Raw genomic sequence first — 22009 nt, 5'->3', positions numbered from 1 at the left:
GAGAACCGTAAGCACCCTTACTATTTTCTGAGAGGCCTACATCATGAAGGCACAGACTCTTCTCATTGCCCCTGCCGTCGCGATTGGCGCGATGGCTTTCGCGGCCGGCCCGGCCGTAGCCCAGGACGGCGTGTGGCAGGCTGACCTTGCGCCGGCCAACAACAGCGGAACCGCCGGACAGGCGATGATCGAGATACACGGTCAGCAGGCAACCGTCAGCATGAACGTCTCGGGCGCCGCGGAAATCTGGATGAACGCGCCGTTCCCACATGGCCAGCATATTCACATCGGCGGCCAAGGGTTGTGCCCCGGGCCGGCAGCAGACACCGACGGCGACGGCGTCGTCAGTTCACCCGAAGGCGAACCTTATGCCGGTGCCGTCAGTACCTCGCTGACAGTCCAGGGGGACACCAGCCCGGCCTCGATGGTGGCAACCGACCGCTTCCCCGCCGGCGGAGCCTACACCTATGAACGGACCCTGACCCTGGATCCGGCAACAATAGCGGCGATCCAGGCCGGAACTGCAACGGTGGAGGTCCACGGCGTAGACCCGAACAGGCTGCCTCCGGCTGCCCAGCAACAAATGAGCCCTGAAGCCCCGGGGCTGCCGCTGGCGGCCACACTTTCCGCGGCCTGCGGAACCTTGGTTGCTTCCCAGATGACCGGGCCGATGCCAGGCGGTGCCCCCGACACAGGCGTCGAGACCCCCGCGCAAACAGACGGAAGCGCGATGTCCCTCGCCGCAGGTCTGGGGGTTCTGCTTGCTGCAGGCGCTTCGGTGGCCGTCGCACGCAGGCGTTCCGCTCCCAAGGACTGACCGGCGTGAAGACGGCACGGACAGGGCCACCCTTCTTCGCCGGGCTGGCCCTTGTCCTGGCCGTGAATGCGGGGTGCGCTGCACCCACCGCTACCGGGTCACCACCCCCACCCTCCGTACCTTCGGCCTCCGCACCCTCGACTTCCGCACCCTCGAGCACCGCACCCTCGGGCACCGCCGTCGAGCAGGCTCCCCGTGCGGCTCAAGGGCGTGAACCAGGGGAAAAGCCGCAACGGGCTGACAAAAAAACAGCCGCGCCCCAAGCCGCCGTTCCCGCTGCCGGCGGCGATTCCCTCGTGATGGAGAAAGCCAGGCCTTCAGCGTTGAGCATTCCCCGGATCGGGCTTGGCAGCGACATCATCGACCTCGCACAGCAGGAGGATCGCACCTTGGAGGTGCCGCCCGAAGAGGCCGGTTCCCCGGCAGGGTGGTACATCAATTCCCCGACGCCGGGGGAAAGGGGGCCCTCGATCCTCCTGGGTCACGTCAACGCCTTGGGCGGGGGCCCGGGCGTTTTCGCCAGACTGCAGGAACTGGTACCCGGAGACGAAGTCAGGGTGGAGCGCGAGGATGGCACGACGGCGGTCTTCCGACTGACGGTCATCAAGCGATATGCCAAAGACAACTTCCCGGCCCTGCAGGTGTACGGGAATACCAAGCAGGCAGAGATCCGGCTCATCACCTGCGACGGGTACAACCCGCAAAGCGGCAGGTTCGAGGACAACCTTGTTGCCTACGGGAAACTTATCGCCGCCATCCCAGACGCGGGGGACAAGGGCTGAACGTGCTGGCAACTGCCCGCCACCGTTCCGACCCATCACCGAAGACCAGCCTTGACCGAACGCCCGCCCCTTCCGCCTGCGGCTTTTCAACACACTTGAATCGCGGTCCTCGCCCTGAGTTCCGCGTCGAGGCGGCCGCCTGCCGATGCGAGGGTGAACTTAAGGGATCCGCGTTCCTGGTCCACCGGAACCAAGGTAGCGCCGGGCAAGCGTGCTGGTGAGCTTTCCGGCGGCGGTGAGGACGAGCAGGGTGGCGCCTGTCCTGCGCAGCGCGGTTTTTCTTCTTCCGTGCCAGCCGCCTCCCGTTGCTGGCTTTGGGTGCGAGGGCTGCGGCGAGTAGAGGTTTCCCGCGGTCGTGGGCGCCGGCTCGCTGCGCGAAAGATGTGTCCTGTTAACCTGGGCCGCCATGGCGCCTTCCATCAAGCGCGGGGTGAGCCTGTGCTGCAAGGCCATGACCCGTCCAAGCGGTCCGACGACGGCTTCCGCGCGAGGGGAGACCGCCAGCGCGGTGATGGCTTTGGCAACCCGTTCCGCCGTGTACACCGGCGGCATGGCCAGGGCCTTGCGGCCGGTGTAGTTACCGGCGTGCTGGAAGAACGGGGTGTCGATGGTTGCCGGCAGAAGCGTGCAGACCCTGAGGTTTTTCCTGCCGGTGAGCCGCAGTTCCGAGCGCAGGCTAACGCCCAGGGCGCGGATGGCGGCCTTGGACATCGAATAGGCGGAGGTGTAAGGCTGGGCGATTTCCCCCACGACGGAGGAAACGTTGATGACCACGCCCGCGCCCTGCTGCTGCATCTGCGCTAGCGCGGCCCGGCACCCGTGCACGTAGCCCATCACGTTGACGTCGATGAGGCGCCGGAAGTCCTCGACAGGTGCCCTCAGGAATGGAGCGAAAAAGCTAACCGCGGCGTTATTGACCCAGACGTCGATTCTGCCGAAGCGTGCTACCGCGCGGTCCGCGAGTTCCTGCACGGCGGCTGCGTCGCTGACATCGGTCGGCGCTGCCAGTGCTTGCGCCCCGCGACGTTCGCATTCGGCGGCAAGCGTTTCCAAAGCCTGAGTCCGGCGGGCCGCGAGCACGACGCGGGCGCCCTTCCGGGCGAAACGCAGGGCAGCGGCGCGGCCTATTCCGCTTGACGCGCCGGTAATCACAACGACGGAATCCTTGATGCGCATCGAAGCTCCTCCTCGATGTAGGCCCGATGCCCACTATGGGCAACTCTGGGTTCCAAAGCCTGTGTTTATAAGTATGCTTACGGTTTCGGTAACTCGCTAGCCATGGCTTTCGCGGTCCGCAAAGGAGGCCCTGATTATCTGACTTTTGGTGCTGCCAGCGGCGGGGTCATGGCAAGGGTGGCGGAAGCCCCTCGAGGGGCGGGGCGTGGTGTGATGCTGGCTGCCTGTTGTTGTGCTTCCACGGGAAGGGGCGACCAGCAACGGCAATCTGCGGGGTCTGCCAACCAAGAGGGTCGCCGGCTCCAGGCGCACCGTCTAAGCTGAGGCCATGCCGGGCCAGAGCAGGCATGGCCCAGCCCTGACAATTTTTGCCCATGCGGCGAAGAGAAGTTTGGAGGACACCAATGGCCGCCTCGCACCGATTCAGTGGCATCTGCCGCGCGGCCGGCACCGGTGCTTTGGCCGGACTCATCGGAGCGGGGGTGATGACGGTAGGGGAGAAGGTTGAGCAGGCGATCACCGGCCGTCGGAACTCCTACGTACCTGCCCGCGCCCTGCTGACCCTGCTCGGACAACGGCCCGCCAACGATGCCAAGCCCTTCCTGTGGAACCACCTGATGCATTACTGCACCGGTGCCAGCCTCGGCGCCCTGAGAGGAGTGTGGGCCGTCACGGGCATTCGCGGACTGCACGCCAATATATGGCACACCGTGATGCGACTGGGCTTTGACCAAACAATTGAGAACGCCACCGGTGCCGGGTCACCACCAAAGACCTGGCCCGCCGAGGAGAAAGCCGTGGACGTCCTCCACAAAGCGCTATTTTCAATGGTGACCGGAATGGTGGCCGACCGAATGCTGCCCCCGACGTTGGCCTCATCCCGCGGGCGCACCAGTCACTGAATTGTCTTGCCCTGGAACTGTTGCCCTAAGCCTATTCCGCCCATACTCTGAGCTCAACGACAGGAGACAAGTGTGGAATTTGCCATCATTGTTGCCATCCTCTGTGCGGCATGTATTGCCTGGGTGGTTCTGGGTGCCCGCGCCGACCGCCGACCAGTAAAGGGTGCCCGGGCTCCCGTTCGCCCGGATGCAGCCAGCACGGGAGCTTTTGGAGCCACTGCCTATGGAGGAGACGCCGGAGGCGGTGGTGGCGGCGACTGTGGCTGACAGGAAGGTCAGGCTGCCGCCCTTGGCCGTGGCTGCGTGACTTTACCCGTCTAGTCGCCGCGCCCGGCTTCAGTACTGATGCAGAGCCGGTTGCCTTGGGCATCAGTGGCAACTACCCACATGGGCGCATGTTCATCATCGAGTGTTGCACCAACGCTAACCAGGGCATCCAGAGTCGAGGCGCTTTCGCTGAAGGGGACGGTGACGTCCAGATGAAAACGATTCTCGCTCGGACGCTGGGACTCCTGAAACCAAATGGCCGGACCCCTGCCATAGGGATCGATCAGGCTTCCGTCTTCGTGCCGCTTGTAGCCCAGCGCCGTCCGCCAGACTTCCGAGATGGCTTCCGGGGCATCTGTGTCTATGGCTATCTCCACTGTTCGCAAGAGTTCCGGGAGGGGCGTGACGCCGGTGGTTTGGGCAAGCTGCGATATTGAACGGGCCAGCGTTACGTCACGCGCCGTCACCCTGTCGCCGGCATCATGCGAAGTGAGCGTGATGAACAATGTGTCGTACCGCCAGTCCACATCAGGGTGGTGGTCGGATTTCTGTGCCAGCCGGCCAATTGCGGAAAGCAAGTCCAAGGCAGCTGCGGATGATTCGCATTTCACTGCGGTCCGCAAAGCACCCAAACCATAGCGCCATTCGGGCAACTGGAGCAGATTTGCTTGGATTTGCTCCTGGCTTAAGACATCTCTTGCTGGCATGATTTTTCCTCCGCGTTTCGAGTTAGAGCTTGAGACCATCCAAGGTATCTGGAATGCCGGAGGGCGCGCTTTCCAAATATGCTTGGGTCGGGTTCGACAGCCGCTACCTGGGCCTCGAGGGCATCGCGTCACTTTCGGGTTAAGCCGAAGGCGACCCATTCAGGTCATATTCTCCTTTATGCAGATGGTTGGTTACTCGCTTTGGGCAAGCGCGTCGTTGACGAGTTTGATGAGTTCGTCCTGTGCTTCTTCCTCGATGTCGGCTCCAATTTTCACTGCGGTGGCCGCGAGGGATCCTTGCGTTCCAGCTACGGACATGACCTTCTGGCTTTGCCCGTTCGGCAACTTCTGGGTGGTGATGGAGCCGAGGGACTGCTCACCGTCTGTGATCACGTCCAGTGGGGTGATCTTGCTGCTGATTTTCTGTCCTTCCGCTTCGATTTCGAAGTCGGCGCACTGCTGCATGGATTTTTGTGCTTGTTCGAGCTGCTCGGCGACGACTTGCGGGTCTTGGACGGCGACGAGGGTGATGATGGTCTGAGACTTTTCTTCGGCTGAGTGGCTGGCTCCGGCGGCGTAGGTGCTGCCATCGGGTATCCGGGTCTGTTCGGTCGCGAACATGGAACAGGCTTCAGGGGTAATGGTCGCGTTCGCCAGCAATTCCTTCGCGGCCGTGAGTCCCTGATCGATTTGTGCCGCCGGAACGACTGAAAGTTGTTGGCCCTGCGCGTCTTCCAGACCCGCGATCACTTCCTTGAGGTCGTCGTTGGTGTATGTTTTGGCCGCCGAGGTGGTCTGCGGAGATTGGGCGGTAGGGGACGTGGCCGGCTCGGCGGTCCCTTCCGGGGCTGCTTCACCTCCGCAGGCTGTGAGCATCAGCATTGCGGACAGGAGCACTGCGTAAACCCCGGTTGTGCGTGCCATTCTTACCGTCTCCCTCGGTTCGCCGGTCACACCGGCCGTGGACGCGCCGGCATGATGCGCGGCGTAGGGCGTATTCTGCACGGGTCCTCTTATGAAAAGCTTGTTCCAGCATTCACCCCGTCCATAGGGAAGCTTGCGGAGGCCAGCGGGACTTGCTGGATGCTGCGCCGAGGAAGCTATTCCACATACAGGCAACAGTTACGCGGAGGCACCATCGGCCAACCAGCCTGCCGAAGTTGCGCAAAGACGCCGGATGGTGCGATTCCGCCCGGCCGGATCCTACCCCTGGCCATCGTGTTCGGCCGGCATTTCGTCTGCCAGTGCCGAGGAGGGATCGGGCAGGGTTTGGGCGTTGTAGTCGACGACCTGCCACCCGCGGTCCGGGTGCTTTTCCAGCACCGTCCAGGCGCAGTTTGCCATGCCGGCAAACATCTCGCGCATGTGGGCCGGTGCGTCGAAGAAGGCCAACAGCCCGCTTCGGAGCGCGGCACCGTGCCCCACCAGGACGCCGGTGCCGCCCCGGGCCAGCTCCGCGGCGGCGTCCTGCATGACCGATTTCATCCGCCCGTTGACTTCGGAGGGCAGCTCGGCTCCGGGAACCCGGTAGTTCTCCTCGCTGAAGAACTTCTCGTAGATGCTCGGATGCTGTTCCCGGAACTCCGCAAAGGTGGTGCCTTGCCTGATGCCCACATGGTACTCGCGCAGCCGCTTGTCCAGCACCGGTTCCAGCCCGGTTAACGCGGCCAGCTCTGCAGCAGTGTGGCGGGCGCGTTCCAGGTCGCTGGACCAGATGAAATCGGGTTGGAACGTTGCCAGCAGCCGGGCAGCCTGCTTGGCCTGGACCCGGCCGATTGCATTGAGCGGGATGTCGGCATGTCCCTGGGCCTTTTCCAAGACGTTCCAGTCGGTTTGGCCGTGCCGCCACAGCACCAGGCGGGGCCGATGGACGTGGCCGCCGGCGGGGACCTGCTGCTGCATCAATTCTCCTCACTGCCGCGGCCTTGCGCAGACGTTTCCGAGCCGCCCGCACCGGCATCCGCAGCCCTTTCCGGGGGCCGGCCGTCCCTGCCAATCTCACGGAAACTATTCACAGGGCAGGATCCGGCCCCGTAGGCTTCGACTTGATCCTACCGACAGCCGGCCTTGGGGGATGAACCGGCGCTCGATGAGAGGAAGCCGGAATGCGGGCTGACGTTCTGGAGTGGTTCTCCGCCAAAAATTATCAAGGCAAAAGCTTCGACCGGCACGAACTCGTGAAACGCAAGGCCGGCCAGCGGATCAGCGTGGTACTTCCGGCCAAGAACGAGTCGGCGACGGTCGGGTCGATCGTGACCGCTTTGCGCACCGAACTTGTCGAGGCGGTACCGCTGCTGGACGAGATCATCGTGATCGACTCCAACTCCACCGACGACACCTCCGCCGTGGCCGCGGCCGCCGGCGCGAAGGTTGCCCACCAGGACCTGATTCTGCCCGGCACCGGATGCACTCCGGGCAAAGGCGAAGCCTTGTGGAAATCCCTGGCCATCTCCAGCGGCGACCTCTTGGTGTTCATGGACTCGGACCTGCGCCGGTTCGATGCACAGTTTGCCGTCGGATTGATCGGCCCCCTGCTAACCGATCCGCGGACCCACTTCGTCAAGAGCTACTATGACCGGCCGCTCGACGACGGGGTCAAAATCATGCCGGCGGGCGGAGGCCGGGTCACGGAACTGGTGGCACGCCCCCTGCTGAACCTGTACTGGCCCGAACTGGCCGGGATCGTCCAGCCGCTGGCCGGCGAATATGCCGGCCGGCGCAGCCTGCTCGAACGCATACCCTTCGTCTCCGGCTACGGGGTGGAAACCGGCATGCTGATCGACGTGTTGGAAGCCGTGGGCCTGGACGGGATGGCCCAGGTGGACCTGGGCGAGCGCTGCCACCGCAACTCCACAGACGCCGAGCTGGCCCGGATGGCCCTGCAGATCCAGCTCACCGTGCAGGCCCGGCTGCACCGCCGAGGCCTGGCCCCGGCTGCCCCTCACGCCGTCGAACTGACGCAGTTCATGCGCCAGGGGGAGGACTACGTCGGGCAAACCTGCACCGTTGAAGTGTCTGAACGTCCGGCGATGCTGGACATGGGCCAGTACCGGCTCGCGACCGGGCACGTGGCCTGAGCCGTGCGGATCCTCATCAACGCCGGCCCCTGGTTGCCTGTTCCGCCCCGCGGGTACGGGGGCATCGAAACGGTGGTCGCCACCCTGATTCCGGAGTTGCGCCGCGCCGGGGTGCATGTCACCCTCGCCACGGTGGGCCCGAGCACGATCGAGGCCGACGCCTACCTGTGCCCGCTCGACGAACCCCAGTTCGCCTCGATCGCCCTGCCCTACAACCAGGTCTCGGGTATCGCCCACGCGCATATGCACGGCGTTGTGCAGGCCATGTACGACGGCGGCGCCTGGGACCTGGTGCACGACCACCTCGAGGTGGTGGGACCGGCGGTATTCGCCGCCATGGGGCAAGCTGCGCCGCCGGTGCTGCAGACCCTGCACTGGGACCTGGGTAAGCACAGCGCTTTCTATTCGTCCTTCAACGGCCGCGGCCGCATCCGGTTCGCGGCGGTCTCGCAGTCCCAGCTGGAGCGCGCACCACTAGCGCTGCGGCGCCAGACGATCGGCGTCGTCCCCCTGGCCGCTCCGCCCGCCCTGGACGTCCACGCAGAGAGCGCCGGGCACGCCCTGATGCTGGCCCGCATCACCCGCGACAAGGGGCAGGACACCGCACTGAGGATCTGCCGCCTGGCCGGCCTGCCCCTGGTACTCGCCGGCCCCGTCGCCGGAATCAACGACCCGGCCGAGCTGGACCGCCGGCTGGCCGAAGGGGACCCGCACCTGGCCTCCCACCCGGACGCCAAGTACTTCCGGGAGGAGGTCCGTCCGCTGCTCGACGGCGGCCGGTACCGCTGGATCGGCGGAGTCGAAGGCGAAGCCAAGGAGCACGTCCTGCGCTCGGCCCGGGTGCTGCTGGCCCCCAACCGGTGGGCCGAACCCGGAGCCACCGGGGTGGTGGAAGCCCTGTCCCGCGGCATCCCCGTGGTGGGGACACCGCTGGGAGTGTTGCCCTCGCTGGTGGACCACGGCCGCACCGGTTTCCTCGCCGCCGATGAGCAGGAAATGGCCCGGTTCCTGCAGGAACTGGACAATATCCGCCCACAGGACTGCATCGACGCGGCAGCGGCATGGACACCCGAGGCGATGGCTGCCAGTTACCTGCGCCTGTACGACCAACTCCTCCAGGAGGCCACATGAGCGTGAAAGTAGCCTTGATCGGGGCCGGCTCCGTCGGGCGGCGGCACGTCGGCGTCCTGCAGGAGCTTGGCGCCCGGATCACCAGCGTCACCGACGCGCATGCGGCTGCGGCGGAGAAGCTGGGGCGTGAAGTGGACGCCCCGGCCTTCACCGACCCCGAGACGGCCCTCGACCACACGGAAGCGGACGCCGTCTACGTGTGCGTTCCGCCGTTCGCGCACGGGCCCGGTGAACGGGCGGCGCTTTCCAGGGGACTGCCGCTGTTCGTGGAAAAGCCGGTCGGCCTGGGCCGGGAAGCCGCGGAGGAAATTGGGGCGCTCGTGGAAGCGGCCGGCGTCGTCACCGGCACCGGCTACCACTGGCGCTGCATGGACGCCGTCGGACATGCCCGGGGCCTGCTCGAGGAGGCCCCGGCCCTGCTGGCCAACGGCTATTGGCTGGACAAACGGCCGCCGGTCCCGTGGTGGGGGCGCATGGACCGCTCCGGCGGTCAGGTGGTCGAGCAGCTCACGCACGTCCTGGACACGGCGCGCTTCCTGCTCGGCGAAGCCGTGGAGGTCTACGCCGCCGGGGTGCGCGGGACGGAGACCGGGCATCCCCCGGCCGACGGATCGGGGCCGGAACCGGACGACGTCGACGACGCCACCGCGGCTACCGTCCGCTTTGGCAGCGGAACCGTGGCCACGCTGGCGGCGACCTCGGTGCTGGCCGCCAAGCACCGCGCGGCTCTGCACATTGTGAGTCGAGGCCTGTACCTGGAGCTGTCCGAGGCCGGCCTGAGCAGCTTCGACGGCACGTCGCGCACGGACCTGGGCTGTGCCGAGGACCCGCGCATCGCCGTCGACCGGGAATTCATCGAGGCAGTCCGCGGCGAACGGGAAAGCACCCGCGCCCCCTATGCCGAGGCCCTGCGCAGCCACCGGCTCGGCTGTGCCATTGCCGAATCGGCGCGCACGGGGCTGCCGGTGAAACTGCCGGAAGAGCGGCCGGCCACGGCAGGGGAAGCGCCATGAGGAACCGGCGCAACCTCGTCATTCCTGCAGCCGGAGCCTTGGAAATCGTCGAGGAGCAGCTGCCCGAAGTCCCCGACGGCGGGCTCCTGCTCGAAACGCTCGTCACCGGCCTGTCCGCCGGCACGGAACTGGCCTTCGTCAAGGGCGACCACCCCGGGCTGCGGTCCCGCCTGGATCACGAGCTCGGCCTGTTCCTGCAGGACTCGGCCGAGGCCGCCTACCCGATCCGCAGGCTGGGCTACATGGAGGTCGCCCGGGTCGCCCAATCCCGCACTCCGGCCTTCGCCGAGGGGGACATCCTCGCCACGGCCTATGGCCACGCCACCGCGCATGTGGCCGACCCGCTGCGCGAGCATCTGGTGCCGCTGCCCGACGACCTTGATCCGCTGCTTGGCGTCTTCGTCGCACACTTCGGGCCCATCTGCGCCAACGGCCTGCTGCACGCGGCGGCAGATGAAACCGGTGGCCTGGTCCGCGCGCTGGGCGACGGGGTGGACGGCCGGCTGGTGCTCGTCACCGGCGCCGGGCCCATCGGGCTGGTTACCGCCCTGTTCGCCCGATCCCTCGGCGCGCGCGAAGTCGCCGTCGCGGACTCGGACGCCCGCCGCCGGCAGTTGGCCGAAGAGCTGGGCTTCCTGGCCCTCGACCTGAATGACGACCCCGGCAAGATATTGAAAACGCGATGGCGCCATGGTCCCGGGGACCGGGGCGCCGACGTCGTCTTCCAATGCCGGGGGCGCCCCGAGGCGCTGCACGCCGCCCTCCGCGCGGCCCGACCCCAGGGCAGCATCATCGACCTCGCCTTTTACACCAGCGGAGCCGACGCCGTCCGGCTGGGCGAGGAATTCCACCACAACGGGCTCAACCTGCGCTGCGCGCAGATCGGCAGGGTACCGCGCGGCCTCACGGCACAGTGGGACCGGGCGCGGCTTTCGGCCGAAACCATCAAGCTGCTCGCCACCCACGGCGACACGATCCGCAAGCACCTGATCACCGACGTCGTGCCCTACGAAGACGCGCCGCTGCTGATGCATGACGTCTCCCGCCGCCGTCGCCACGTGCTGACCGCAGTCTTCGCCGTAGCCCCAGCGTTCCTGTGAGCACCTGAGGTTGATTAGCGGTCCTGCACGAGCCTGATCGGGCCTAGTTCAATCTGACAGACAATGCGCTTTCCGCCCGCGCTGCCGACGGCCTGGTCGAGGACCGTGGATCACCACACGACGTCCTCGCCGAAGGTGTCCAGCCGGAAGCTCTGCTGTGGCCGTTCGTCGACGATCTCGAAGGCGAGGGTCTCGGTGTGTCCGTTGCCGTAGCGGTCGGTCCAGGCCACCTCGGCCAGGTGCATGCCGTTCTCGAGGTCGGCTGACAGCGGGATGCGCCACAGGTGCGGGGAGCCATCGGCGAGGTTGCCTTCCACCGGGCGCGGTGCGGAGGGTCCGTAGACCTGGCCGTTGTACAGGTGTAGGCCCTGGGCCTCCGGGTTCCCCGAGGTCGACTGGTAGGACATCCGGGCGCTGGTGAGCTGGCGGATCAGCGCCGACGGGTCGGACCACTCGACGCCGCGCCGGACCTCTTCACCCGCCGCAGGCTGGGTGATCTCCGCGGTGACGGGTTCGGCACCGTCGATTGAGACGGTGACGGTGGAGTCGGTGGTGCCGGCCCAGACGTTGGCGGTCAGGTAGGTGCCCCCGTCCAGGTCGTCGCGGGTAATCATGTTCTGATCCCCGAGATCACCCAGTGTGAGCGGGGGCACCGCGTCCTTGTGCTTGTTCTCCCAGGTGACGGGGTGCTCGTCGCGCCAGTCGATCAGGGTCTGCGCCCAGTGGCGGTAGTGCGGGGAGCTCAGACCCAGGCCCATCTGGTCGCCGTCCCGGCCGGTGGCATGGAAGGCATGCCGGTAGTCCGTGCCGGAGAAGTCGAAGGTCCAGAAACCTGGCAGCGCGCCGTCGCCCTGGAAGCTCATCGGCTGGCCGTTGACGTCGTAGTCCCCGGCGTACCAGTCTCCCGACACGGCGCCGGCGACGATGTGGTCGAACGGCACCGCCTTCACCCCCACGGCCTCCTCCCATGCCCCGAGGGAATCTCCCTCGGCCATCGACTCGATCCAGTGCGAATGACCGGACAGGGACAACGCCTCGCGTCCTTCAAGGAGTTCGTAGAGTGTGCGGACGTCGTCGGTCTGGTGCTGGGCGCTGTCAGCGCCGGAGTGGGATACCAGCGGGATGTGCGTGGCGACCACGACGCGCTTGTCCTTGGGCACTGTGGCCAGATCCTTCTTGATCCAGGCCAAGGTGTCTTCCCCGAGGCGGCCGTTGTACGCCGGGGCGCCGGCCGGGTCCTCGCAGGCCGGCCGCTTGCCGTCGGCGTTGTCGTCCTCGGGCGTGCACGGGTATTTCACGTTGTTTAGCGCCAGCACGTGTACCTCGCCGACATCATAGGAGTAGTTCTCCGGTCCCCAGTGCTGCCGGTAGGTATCAAACGACCACCGGGCGTCCGTGGCGTCGAAGTCCAAGTCGTGGTTGCCGGGGATCGCGCGCACGGGCATGCCCATCAGGCCCAGGGCCTCCTTCGCCCGGTCGTACATGCCCAGGTCATCGCCGGCGATATCGCCCAGCAACAGGGCGCCGCAGTCGGCGGCATCATAGGCCGCTGCTTCGCGCAGGGCACCGTTGCGCGCATGGGAGATCTCCTGGTTGGAGTAGGCCTGCGGATCGGCCAGCACCAGGCACCGAATGTCCTCGCCAGCCGAGGATGGATTCTTGGTCAGCGGAAAGTTCACCGCGGCGGGTAGTTCCCCGGTGGGCTCCAGGCCGCCGAAGCGCAACTCCTGCTCGGCGGTGCCCTGGGGAGCGTGGGTGTAGGAGAACTGCGCGATGTTGTTCTCATCCACCGGGGTGTCCCAGCCGGCGGGCTTGGTGACGAAGAAGGTGTCCTTGTCCTTCGCCGGCAGCTCGTAGCGGCCCTCCGCATCGGTCTGGACCACCTCGCGGCCGTTGGACACCGCCACCCCGGGGATGCCCTTCTCGCCCTTATCCCGGACCGAGTTTTGGTTGGCGTCATCGAAGACCACACCATCCAAGACATCCCCTTCGGTCTCGCCCTCGGTGACGACGTCGGGACCGCCGACGTACGTCGTGGGGTCCACATCGTCATCGACGGGCTTGTCTCCGCGGTGACCCTTGGCGGGGGCATGGGCCGGCGGGCTGCCCTCCGCGCCGGAGTGCTTCGGCGGATCCGCCGAAGCGATCTGCACGCCGAAGAACGCCAGCGGTGCCAGCAGGGCCAAGGCGGTGCTGCCGCCCGTCAGGGCACGACGACGCCGGGAGACAGGGGAAGGCATACAGGTTCCTTTCGCCAGGGTGATTGCTGTTGGAAGCAATCCCTCAAGCTAGGACTTCCGTATGACCGACCGGTCCCTGTTCCGCCACGCCCGGGTGAACGGGCGGCAAAGCCTGGCCCGCGCAGGCTCCAGTTGCCGGCACCGGGCGGATAATTAGCCCTCGCAGCACCGCTTTCACCCTTTTGCTTCGTGTACCGCCGTCATTGGCCTGTGCGGCCTGATCGTTCCGCCGCTGCACAGCGGAGGGACACACCCAGGTCACCAGGACGAGTTGCCCGCTAAATAACAACCATCCCTGTGTAGTGTCTTACCGCTGAATCGCATCACACTTGTGGCTGCGGCCCCGTTCCGCCGCGCATGAGTCGGCTCTTCGTGCACGCGGTGGAATGCCACAGTGCGGTAACCCCAACGAACATATGCGCTGTTATCGGCATTCAAGCCTCCCCGCTCCCGGATTGGTGTTGTCTAATCTGGGGGAGAGTCGCGATAACGGCGCTGACAGCCGTGCCCGGGTTCCCGGCATTTCCAGCTCTTTTGTGGCGTTTCGGTCTAATATCCGGGCTGCGGCTCCAGCGGCTTCGCTTCGGTCCCGCCATACGGTGATCGAACAGTAACCGGGTGCCTCGGAACAGGCAAGGGCGCCGAAATGATCAAGTACGCAAGCCGCCCGCTGACCGGAGGGAGTTTCGTGCCGATAGGGATAGTGAGAAGAGGCGTCGGAAGCGACTGCCTGCCGGTGCGCATCGTGCAGATTTGCTGAGGGCAGGCCGAAGAGTCCTGCAGCCGTGGAGAATTGAAAACAGGGGGATAGGGTGACACAAGAGTTACTCCAGCCATTGCTGGTGCGGGCAAGGTCGCCGTGGCGCGCCTGCATAGCCGTGTTATTGTCGGCGGTCCTGCTGTCACCGATTCTTACGCTGCCGTCAGCCGAGGCAGCGGAAGTCTTTAACCCACCCAAAAACGTTGTAATCACCACTACCTCCGAGTACGACGACGTGGACCCAGGGGCCCACCTGTTCACGGCCGCTGACGTGCCCGGACTCCGGGGCGAATTGACGGCGGGCAACCTGGTGGATCCCGTGCGGGAGGATGGAATTAAGGGGGGTCCGCCCGATGATCTTGAGTGGTATCTGGACGGCTGGCCATTCCATTGGGACTGGGCACCAGGTGATGCCTTCCGGCTGCCGGCGGATTCCGCGGGCAAGGAACTGACACTGATAGTTCATGCCACTAATGGTTGGGATGAGTCCAAGCGAACCCAAGCGACTGCGACCTTCGGCATTATCGGCGCCCCGCTGATCCACACCGCCCCCGTTCCGGCGATGGACGGGAATTTCTGTGTCGGACAGACCGTGGCTGCGGTTCCCGGAGCGTGGACACCCTCGAGAACGAAGCTAACCTACCAGTGGATGCGTAACGGACGAGCCATCTCGGGAGCCTCGGACAGGAATTACGTGATCTCCCCGGCAGATCTTTCAACCAGGATAGCCGTCCGCATCACGGGAAACCTGAACAACCTGGGCACCGCTGAACGCACCTCGGCAGCCAGAATGGTTACGGTCTGCGCACTTGTCCCGACCAAGAAGCTGAGAATCACCGGCACCGAGCGGGTCGGTGCAACCCTCACCGCGGCAGCCGCTTGGCCGAAGGGCACTAAGAGCACCTACATTTGGTACCGCTCGGGCAAGGCCATTAAGGGTGCCGTCAAAGCCCGGTACAAGCTCACCCCCAAGGATCTTGGCCGTGTCGTCTCAGTAAAAACCACCACCACACTGGTTGGATACAAGGCAGCCCAATCGACGGCCAGGTCCACGAAAATCGGAAAAGGAACGTTCAAAGTCGTCTCCGAACCCCGAATCACAGGAACCAAAAAGGCAGGCTATAAGCTCAGGGCAGTTCCCGGGACGTACTCGGTGAAACCGGCTTCCCATTCCTACCAGTGGTACCGCAACGGTATAAAGATCACGGGCGCCACCAGATCCACCTACCTGCTGACTGCTTCCGATGTCGGCGCGCAGGTGGCTGCCAAGGTCACGGCTAAGCGGACTGCCTATTCGAACCGCAGTGCGTCCACCAAGGCCTTCAAAATCGGCAAGGGCCTTTTCAAGGTCAGGACAGGCCCAACGATCACCGGAACCAAGCAGGTCGGCAGAACCCTGACAGCGAGGGGCAGCTTTTCCCCAACCCCGACGTCATATTCCTACCAGTGGTACCGAGACGGGTACACGATCAGGGGCGCCACTCGGTCAACGTATACCCTGACGTCCAAGGACCAGTTCTCGGACATCAGCGTCAAAGTCACCGCCAAAGGCCCGAACTATGCGGCCAAGGCTGCCAGTAGCAAGGCCTACTACATCTGGCAGGGCAGTTACGGAACGGGCGGCGCCGGTTCCGCACCTGCCGGAGGATACGCCAACTGTGCCGCAGCCCGGGCTGCCGGGGCAGCACCGGTCCGCTGGGGTGATCCCGGATATAGCTCCCGGCTGGACCGGGACGGAGACGGCGTGGGCTGCGAGTAACATCACGCAGGCCATCGGCGGTGGGAGCACGTCACCCCGAAAAAAGATCGGACAGGCATTCAGCAAAGGACCATTTCTTGAGACGATCCAGATCCGGACCGGAGCAGTGAGAAGCGGGTTGTTCGGCCTGCTCGGAACGTCTTGTCAATGTGTCTCCCGCTCCTGCGTCTCAACATAACGCAGAGCAGCCTTTACCGAGAGCGCAGGGAGTCTCCCGCTGGCAGTTTCTGCGGACAAGATGCCCTGATATGTACGCCTTGTATCTACGCCTCGACAGTCGGTGTCGGCACCTTAGGGGCGGCTAAAGTGCGAGAAGGAAGCAACAAAATACGGGTTGATCCCGAGTGCGTAACGTTTTCCTCAGCCGCGGCTCACTAACATCTGTCCCATGTACGCCCGGTGCTAGTTTTGATCTAAACAAGCACCGCGACTCTTCGTTTCCTGTCCGTGGAAATCCCGAAGTCTTCCGGTTCGTAACGGGGGAGCATGGCACACCAGCAAAATCTGCCGGAAACGGTACTGAGTATCATCGTCCAGGAAATTGACGAAGCAGTTTCCCTGCTGGGCGTTTGTGCCGGTCACGAGGAGAAGAAGTGGCGTTATGACGCCCTTTCACTTGACATGCTCAACTGGGCGGCAGACTGGGTACTAACCCACGAGGAACGGGCCAGTTTCACCCTGTCCAACGGCATGGCGCTCATGGCAAAAGCCATATCGCTCATTTACACCTCGGAAAAATACAAGAACCGCGGTGAGATCGGGGAACTGCTCCTGCATATGGTGTTGCGGCGGTTCCTGAACAGCGAGCAAGCCATCAGCCGCATTTATTTCAAGGACGCACCGAATGACACGGTGAAGGGCTTCGACGCAGTCCATATCGTTGAAACCAGTGAAGCCGGCGAGAACGGCAGCGAACTGGAACTTTGGCTTGGTGAATCGAAGTTCTTCACTGATGGGTCCGGTGCCATTCGTGCGGTGCTGGCAGAACTCCAGGATCATCTGGACAAGCAGTACTTGCGCACGGAATTTGCCGCTATTTCTTCCAAGATCGATCCTTCATGGAAACACGCGGATACCCTGAAATCACTGCTGGCGCGGCAGGTCAGTCTGGACGAAGTTTTTGAACGGGTAGTCATCCCAGTCTTCATTACCTTTGACAGCGACATCACTGGCAAGCATCAAACCAGTTCACCGGAATACAAGGCTGAGATTGCGGAACATCTTCGTGCGGAGTGGGAGACCTTCCGCCAGAAACTGACCGCCAAGCAACTGCCACGGGAAGTGCGGGTGCAACTCATCCTGATGCCTATGAACACCAAGACTGACCTGCTCGATGCTTTTGATGGGAGGCTCAAATCATGGCAAGCAGCATTCCAGCCGTAAAAGCGCTCCTAGCCGCACCCTCTATTGAAGGACAGGAGTTCTCGCTGCTGGCAGACATCGCATCCCTAAAAGCGATCCACGGCAAGAACGCAGACGTTCAGGACTTGGTGATCCGGGCCTTGGATAGGGCCGACGAGTTTCAGACCGAACTGCCGTTGCTACTGTCGCTGGCGCGCGACCAGGGTTTGTTTCCATACATGGACACGTTGGATGCCAGCCGGCTCCCACTTGCTGACCTTATCGCCATGGAACTGCATCGACCCGATGGGCTGGAAGGCGTTGTCTTTCACCGGGTCCAGGCCGAGGTTTACCGGAAACTGATGAACGGCGAAAACGTCATTCTTTCTGCACCGACCAGTTTCGGCAAAACCTTGGTCATGGATGCCCTGATCGCTTCTGACAGATACGACAACGTGGTCATGGTGGTTCCCACCCTTGCCCTAATCGACGAGATCCGGAAGCGGCTCAGCCGCAAGTTTGATGGATTTAAGGTGATAACCCATCCCGGGCAGACGTACGCGGAGCGCAACCTTTTCGTCCTGACTCAGGAACGGTACCTGGCAATCAAGGACATGCCGGAACCTGACTTCTTCTTCGTTGATGAGTTTTACAAACTCAACGATCAGTCTGTCCGGAGCGAACTGCTGAACCAGGCTGTCTATCGCCTCATGAAAACGAACGCGCAGTTCTACCTTGCCGCCCCTATCATCGAGGCGCTCTCTTCCGCTCTGCCAACCGAACTTCGTGCCAACCTAATGATTACCGATTACGCTACCGTTGCTGCAGACACGTTCAAGGTCAAAACCAAGCACAACAAGAACGACACCACCCGTAGGGCTGAGATACAGCGGATCATCAAGGAGAATGACGGTCCGACGCTGATTTATTGTCAAAGCCCCGGTAAAGCACGGAAGGTTTCCCGGTGGCTTAGGGAAGACGCGCCGGACGGCGGCTACGGTCCGGGCATGGCAGACGCTGCCGACTGGTTATCGCGCAACTACAGTAGAAATTGGAGCCTACCGAAGTCCCTGGAAATCGGTGTAGGCGTTCATCACGGCAAACTGCCACGATGGATGGGACCGTTGCTGGTAAATGGCTTTGACGACGGGCAACTTGGCGTTCTGGTTTGCACGAGTACCCTGATCGAAGGGGTCAATACCACCGCTAAAAACATCATCATCCTCGACAAGAACATAGCCAAGGATGCCTACGACTTCTTCACGTTCGCCAACATCAGGGGGCGCGGCGGCCGAATGCTGAAACATTTTGTCGGCAAGATATTCCTATTCAATGAACCGCCGCAGTTTGAACTGCCGAGCATCGACATGCCGGGTATCAGCCAGAGCGACGGCGCATCCGATTCCCTGTTGTTATCCATTGATGAGGAAGACCGGACCGAGCGTTCGCAGGAGCGCTTGCGTCCCGTGACTGAGCAAAGTGTTCTCAGCCAGGAAACGATGCGGCTCAATGCCGGCATTGATCCGGAAGCCCAGATCACCCTTGCTGAACACCTGATGAAGGCCCCTGCCCGGGTACTGGCGGAACTTCAATGGAAGGGTGCAGCACCCGGCTGGAATGAACTGGAACCGGTCATTAATCTCATCTGGGACTTCATCCCCCCTCGTAGAGGGCTGCAGTCTCATCTGGCAACATCTGCCAAGCACTTGACGTTCCTGACACTGCAGCTCGCGGGCTGCGATGGTGACCTGAAGGCGTTCATCGGTCGCATATCGGAAAAGGTCAAAGCGACGGAACCCGGAAAAATAGCGGAAGAACTTGATGAGAAGGTCGAGGATGCCTTTGATTTCGTGCGCTTTTGGATAGACCATAACCTGCCGGCTCTCATCCGTGCTTTGGACAGGGTTGCAAAGGAGGTCCTTCCCCGACGTTCCATGGAACCCGGAAACTTTGAAGCCTACGCTGCAAGGATGGAAGCCGGATTTCTGAACCCGTTGCTACTGACCGCCGAGGAATACGGGATACCGGCACAGGTATCGAAGAAACTTGTACCTGCCATGCCACGCTATGACAATTTGGATCAATTGGTCGCCGGCTTCAAGAGCTTGGATGCCGGACCAAGGGTGCGAGCCCTTGAACCGTTTGAAAGAAAACTGTTCCTTGACGCACTAAAAACACTTTGACCATGCAGGCAGTCCTTGTCGTTCTTGTGCCGGTATCCCGCGCCGAACTTGTGGAGCGGTAGGGGCTGCGCTGGATCCTGTTATCCTCCGGCTGGTGGTGTTCAGGGTGTGCGCTGCACGACCCGGTACACCGTGCTGCGGGCGACCTTGAAGAGCTCGGCGATTTCGGTGGTGGTGTGTTGTCCTCCCTTATATAGGGTGACAAGGTGGGCCTCCTGGCTTTTGGAGAGTTTGGGTTGTTTGCCGCGGAGCCGGCCCTTGGCTTTGGCGACCTGCATGCCTTCGCGGGTGCGGGCCCGGATGAGGTCGGATTCGAATTCGGCGACCATGGCCAGGACATTGAAGAGCAGTCGGCCGACGGGATCGGTGGGATCGTGGACGGAGCCGCCGATGCTCAGCTTCACTTTCTTCTTTGTCAGTTCTTCGACGATGTCGCGGGCATCGGGCAGGGAGCGGGCGAGCCTGTCGAGTTTCGTGATGACCAGAGTGTCGCCGTCGCGGACGGCTGCGAGGGCTTCGCGCAGGCCGGGCCGTTCCATGTTCCTGCCGGTCAGTCCGTGATCGACGAAGATCCTGTCGTCGGGGACACCGAGGGCGGTGAGTCCGTTCCTCTGCGCGGTGAGGTCCTGTTCATTGGTCGAAACTCGGGCGTAACCGACGACGTGTGCTGGCATGGGCTCAACTGTAGCGGTTGAGCGGCCTAAGCGGGACATTTTTGCGGGCGGGGTATACGCGAATCGGCGTAGTCAGAATTTGCATGGAAATTTTCGCGGCGGGGGAGTGGCCATCTAGTGTCGCGGTGGAGGACCGGCTTATGCGAAATGTCCGCCGCACGTTCGCGCCATGGCGTCAGCAAGGTCAGGTATGGGCAATGCGGGATTGGCCGGGCGAAACGAAGCGCGAGCGGAGGGTCCCCGCACGCACTGAGCACGACGAATCTACTGGTCGGAGTGGGGTTCTCCGTGGGGCCCCTCGGAGCAGGCTTCATCCTGGAAGGAGCAGGTGGCGTTCCAGCGCTCCTTGTCTTGGGCTTTATCGTTCTGGGGCTCGGACTCGGCTGCACCGCATGCGCTTTGTCCCGCAGCCCAAAGTGACCCGCTTGTTGTTGGGCCGGACCGCCAACCTGATCGTAGTGGGGACACTTCCGGAAGCCATGATTCCGCTGGGAACCTAAGCTGTGTCATGCGTCCGACACTCACCGGGAGATCACAAAGATCGGAGTGGCACGAGGGGCCGCCTTGGATCACAAAGTCCTATGAGTTTCTGCGCACTTCCACGCAAAGCGGTCACTCGACGCTCAAAACGCTCGAGGTCCTGTTGGAGGTGAGTCCGGCCTTGTCCTTCAGCGTCGGGGGTGCCCTAAGCCCGATGCTCCACGGCCATGGACCGGCCTCCACGGTTCAACCCCGTGCGTCGTCCAAAGACAATTGCAGGCGTTTCTTGATCCTGTTCCTAATGCTTTGTACCCTTGATCAATACTTGAGTTAACGCTAAATAAGCAATTCAGAGACGGTCACCCTTCAACAGCTCTGAGGGAGGCGGAAAGAGGCGGGCGAGCAGGAGCCTGCCCCCTCCAACCGGGCCCTGGCCCACCTCCGCGGCATCGTCAAGGGGTCTGCTGGACAAGTAGGTTATTGGGGCTCGTCTTGGCCAGCGACCTATCACTTTGCAAAAATTTGTCGAACTTATTAGGGAGTGGTGATTGTGGCATATCCAGGGGTAAGTCAGGATCAGGCCGTGCAAGCCGGGGAGAAGGTCGCATTTGATGTAGAGGGCTGTACGGTCCGAGGGACCTACTACGCGCCTGTCCGTGTGAGCAAACCCTGGCCGGTGATCGTCCTTGGGCACGGCTGGGGCATGGTCGCGGGCGGTGACCTGGAGGACTATGCGGCCGCGTTTGTCGCCCGTGGCTTCGCTGCCTTGACCTTCGATTTCCGCAATCTCGGAGCCAGTGACGGCGAGCCACGTCAGGAGATAGATCCGCACCGGCAGGTGGAGGACTTCAGAGCGGCTATCAGCTACGTTCGTTCCCGGCCGGATGTGGACGGTGGAAGCATCGGCGTATGGGGAAGCAGTTACAGCGGCGGTCACGCTCTCGTGGTTGCTGCATTGGACCGACGGGTTCGCTGCGTCGTGGCACAGGTGCCCACGATCAGCGGCTGGCGCGCGGCGCGGCAGAAGTTGTCGAGCAAGGACTTGCTCCACCAACAGCGCTGGTTCGAGGAAGAACGCGAGGCACGGTTTGCCGGAGCGGATGCTGCTGCCATCCCGATGGTCAGTCCGGAACCGGCTGCAGCCGTCGCTTACCCGGGCCGAGACTCCTATGAGTACATGTGGGGGCAGGGACAGGTCTGCGAGAACTGGCGCAACTCGGTGACGGTCCGCTCACTGGAACTTTCGCGCGGCTACGAACCCGGCGCTTTCGTCGAACGGATCGCGCCCACCCCGCTCCTGATGATCGTTGCGGATTCGGACACGGTGACCCCAACAAATCTCCAGCAGGAGGCCTATCAGAGGGCGCATCACCCGAAACAGCTGCTTCTGGTCCCTGGAGACCACTACTCCGTGTACTCCTCCTATTTTGACGTGGCAAGTTCTGCTGCAGCAGACTGGTTTGCCCGCCACCTGCTCCCCGTACAGGCCGGATTCTGGAGCGACAATCCTGCCTCTCCGCTTCCGCAGCGATGACCACGGCCGACGGGCCTTCCCAGAGTGACGGCGCCGGGTTCCTCGAGCTCGCGGCAGCTAACCTGT

General features: G+C 63.4%; 17 protein-coding genes. 11 read left to right on the top strand and 6 right to left on the bottom strand.

The genetic code is table 11. From position 1 onward, the window contains the following. Positions 1-43: 43 nt before the first annotated feature. Entirely contained in the window at positions 44-817 is a 774-nt protein-coding gene (locus AC5RUH_RS01350) for a hypothetical protein (RefSeq protein ID WP_494024019.1), read from the top strand. 323 nt (positions 818-1140) lie between these two features. Then, positions 1141-1599 (top strand): sortase domain-containing protein, encoded by a 459-nt coding sequence (locus AC5RUH_RS01345; protein ID WP_494127689.1) that lies wholly within the window; start codon positions 1141-1143, stop codon positions 1597-1599. A gap of 159 nt (positions 1600-1758) precedes the next feature. On the opposite strand, the gene AC5RUH_RS01340 is transcribed toward AC5RUH_RS01345, so the two are convergent. Continuing rightward, the gene (locus AC5RUH_RS01340; protein ID WP_494127688.1) at positions 1759-2775 is read right to left on the bottom strand and encodes an SDR family oxidoreductase; all 1017 of its coding nucleotides are present in this window, start codon (positions 2773-2775) and stop codon (positions 1759-1761) included. Between the two features lie 404 nt (positions 2776-3179). Between AC5RUH_RS01340 and AC5RUH_RS01335 the strand changes: the two genes are divergently transcribed. After that, complete coding sequence (locus AC5RUH_RS01335) at positions 3180-3677, top strand: hypothetical protein (protein ID WP_494127687.1); 498 nt, start codon at positions 3180-3182, stop codon at positions 3675-3677. A 317-nt stretch (positions 3678-3994) separates the two neighbouring features. Here AC5RUH_RS01335 and AC5RUH_RS01330 read toward each other — a convergent pair whose 3' ends face one another. From AC5RUH_RS01330 to AC5RUH_RS01320, 3 genes are all read right to left on the bottom strand, one after another. Then, complete coding sequence (locus tag AC5RUH_RS01330) at positions 3995-4651, bottom strand: 4a-hydroxytetrahydrobiopterin dehydratase (protein ID WP_494127686.1); 657 nt, start codon at positions 4649-4651, stop codon at positions 3995-3997. Positions 4652-4843: 192 nt separating this feature from the next. After that, positions 4844-5575: a hypothetical protein gene (locus tag AC5RUH_RS01325; RefSeq protein WP_494127685.1), complete on the bottom strand. Its 732-nt coding sequence runs from the start codon at positions 5573-5575 to the stop codon at positions 4844-4846. 279 nt (positions 5576-5854) lie between these two features. Further along, a complete protein-coding gene (locus AC5RUH_RS01320; protein WP_494013505.1) occupies positions 5855-6553 on the bottom strand; it encodes a histidine phosphatase family protein in 699 nt (232 codons plus the stop codon). A 203-nt stretch (positions 6554-6756) separates the two neighbouring features. Between AC5RUH_RS01320 and AC5RUH_RS01315 the strand changes: the two genes are divergently transcribed. Genes AC5RUH_RS01315 through AC5RUH_RS01300 form a run of 4 tightly spaced genes read left to right on the top strand, consistent with a single transcriptional unit; the run spans position 6757 to position 10972 of the window. Next, on the top strand, positions 6757-7728 hold the full coding sequence (locus AC5RUH_RS01315) for a glucosyl-3-phosphoglycerate synthase (RefSeq protein WP_494127684.1): 972 nt from the start codon (positions 6757-6759) through the stop codon (positions 7726-7728). Positions 7729-7731: 3 nt separating this feature from the next. After that, positions 7732-8859 (top strand): glycosyltransferase, encoded by a 1128-nt coding sequence (locus AC5RUH_RS01310; protein ID WP_494127683.1) that lies wholly within the window; start codon positions 7732-7734, stop codon positions 8857-8859. Next, on the top strand, positions 8856-9872 hold the full coding sequence (locus AC5RUH_RS01305) for a Gfo/Idh/MocA family protein (protein ID WP_494127682.1): 1017 nt from the start codon (positions 8856-8858) through the stop codon (positions 9870-9872). The genes AC5RUH_RS01310 and AC5RUH_RS01305 overlap by 4 nt, the downstream gene beginning before the upstream one ends. Next, the gene (locus AC5RUH_RS01300; RefSeq protein ID WP_494127681.1) at positions 9869-10972 is read left to right on the top strand and encodes a zinc-binding dehydrogenase; all 1104 of its coding nucleotides are present in this window, start codon (positions 9869-9871) and stop codon (positions 10970-10972) included. Before AC5RUH_RS01305 ends, AC5RUH_RS01300 begins: the two co-directional genes overlap by 4 nt. Positions 10973-11082: 110 nt before the next feature. Here AC5RUH_RS01300 and AC5RUH_RS01295 read toward each other — a convergent pair whose 3' ends face one another. Then, entirely contained in the window at positions 11083-13212 is a 2130-nt protein-coding gene (locus AC5RUH_RS01295; protein WP_494127680.1) for a calcineurin-like phosphoesterase C-terminal domain-containing protein, read from the bottom strand. Positions 13213-14054: 842 nt separating this feature from the next. Between AC5RUH_RS01295 and AC5RUH_RS01290 the strand changes: the two genes are divergently transcribed. The 3 genes from AC5RUH_RS01290 (at position 14055) to AC5RUH_RS01280 (ending at position 19255) form a co-directional block, all read left to right on the top strand. Then, on the top strand, positions 14055-15731 hold the full coding sequence (locus AC5RUH_RS01290) for an excalibur calcium-binding domain-containing protein (RefSeq protein ID WP_494127713.1): 1677 nt from the start codon (positions 14055-14057) through the stop codon (positions 15729-15731). A gap of 486 nt (positions 15732-16217) precedes the next feature. Beyond that, positions 16218-17114 carry a HamA C-terminal domain-containing protein gene (locus AC5RUH_RS01285; RefSeq protein WP_494127679.1) on the top strand — a complete coding sequence of 299 codons (897 nt, stop codon included), beginning with the start codon at positions 16218-16220 and terminating at the stop codon, positions 17112-17114. Next, on the top strand, positions 17090-19255 hold the full coding sequence (locus tag AC5RUH_RS01280; RefSeq protein ID WP_494127678.1) for a DEAD/DEAH box helicase: 2166 nt from the start codon (positions 17090-17092) through the stop codon (positions 19253-19255). Before AC5RUH_RS01285 ends, AC5RUH_RS01280 begins: the two co-directional genes overlap by 25 nt. A gap of 101 nt (positions 19256-19356) precedes the next feature. Here AC5RUH_RS01280 and AC5RUH_RS01275 read toward each other — a convergent pair whose 3' ends face one another. Then, positions 19357-19929 carry a recombinase family protein gene (locus AC5RUH_RS01275; protein WP_494127677.1) on the bottom strand — a complete coding sequence of 191 codons (573 nt, stop codon included), beginning with the start codon at positions 19927-19929 and terminating at the stop codon, positions 19357-19359. A 1021-nt stretch (positions 19930-20950) separates the two neighbouring features. On the opposite strand from AC5RUH_RS01275, the gene AC5RUH_RS01270 reads away from it, so the two are divergent. Next, on the top strand, positions 20951-21943 hold the full coding sequence (locus AC5RUH_RS01270) for an alpha/beta hydrolase (RefSeq protein WP_494127676.1): 993 nt from the start codon (positions 20951-20953) through the stop codon (positions 21941-21943). Positions 21944-22009: the final 66 nt, after the last annotated feature.

This window comes from Arthrobacter sp. Y3223166 (assembly GCF_059090935.1).
The sequence above is the reverse complement of the archived record's forward strand: the minus strand, read 5'-3'. Positions and strand labels throughout refer to the sequence as shown.

What these genes read in the sequence shown, in the direction of transcription:
- AC5RUH_RS01350 (WP_494024019.1), top strand. Translation starts at nt 44, where the DNA reads ATGAAGGCACAGACTCTTCTCATTGCCCCTGCCGTCGCGATTGGCGCG.
- AC5RUH_RS01340 (WP_494127688.1), bottom strand. Translation starts at nt 2,775, where the DNA reads ATGCGCATCAAGGATTCCGTCGTTGTGATTACCGGCGCGTCAAGCGGA.
- AC5RUH_RS01335 (WP_494127687.1), top strand. Translation starts at nt 3,180, where the DNA reads ATGGCCGCCTCGCACCGATTCAGTGGCATCTGCCGCGCGGCCGGCACC.
- AC5RUH_RS01330 (WP_494127686.1), bottom strand. Translation starts at nt 4,651, where the DNA reads ATGCCAGCAAGAGATGTCTTAAGCCAGGAGCAAATCCAAGCAAATCTG.
- AC5RUH_RS01325 (WP_494127685.1), bottom strand. Translation starts at nt 5,575, where the DNA reads ATGGCACGCACAACCGGGGTTTACGCAGTGCTCCTGTCCGCAATGCTG.
- AC5RUH_RS01320 (WP_494013505.1), bottom strand. Translation starts at nt 6,553, where the DNA reads ATGCAGCAGCAGGTCCCCGCCGGCGGCCACGTCCATCGGCCCCGCCTG.
- AC5RUH_RS01315 (WP_494127684.1), top strand. Translation starts at nt 6,757, where the DNA reads ATGCGGGCTGACGTTCTGGAGTGGTTCTCCGCCAAAAATTATCAAGGC.
- AC5RUH_RS01305 (WP_494127682.1), top strand. Translation starts at nt 8,856, where the DNA reads ATGAGCGTGAAAGTAGCCTTGATCGGGGCCGGCTCCGTCGGGCGGCGG.
- AC5RUH_RS01300 (WP_494127681.1), top strand. Translation starts at nt 9,869, where the DNA reads ATGAGGAACCGGCGCAACCTCGTCATTCCTGCAGCCGGAGCCTTGGAA.
- AC5RUH_RS01295 (WP_494127680.1), bottom strand. Translation starts at nt 13,212, where the DNA reads ATGCCTTCCCCTGTCTCCCGGCGTCGTCGTGCCCTGACGGGCGGCAGC.
- AC5RUH_RS01285 (WP_494127679.1), top strand. Translation starts at nt 16,218, where the DNA reads ATGGCACACCAGCAAAATCTGCCGGAAACGGTACTGAGTATCATCGTC.
- AC5RUH_RS01280 (WP_494127678.1), top strand. Translation starts at nt 17,090, where the DNA reads ATGGCAAGCAGCATTCCAGCCGTAAAAGCGCTCCTAGCCGCACCCTCT.
- AC5RUH_RS01275 (WP_494127677.1), bottom strand. Translation starts at nt 19,929, where the DNA reads ATGCCAGCACACGTCGTCGGTTACGCCCGAGTTTCGACCAATGAACAG.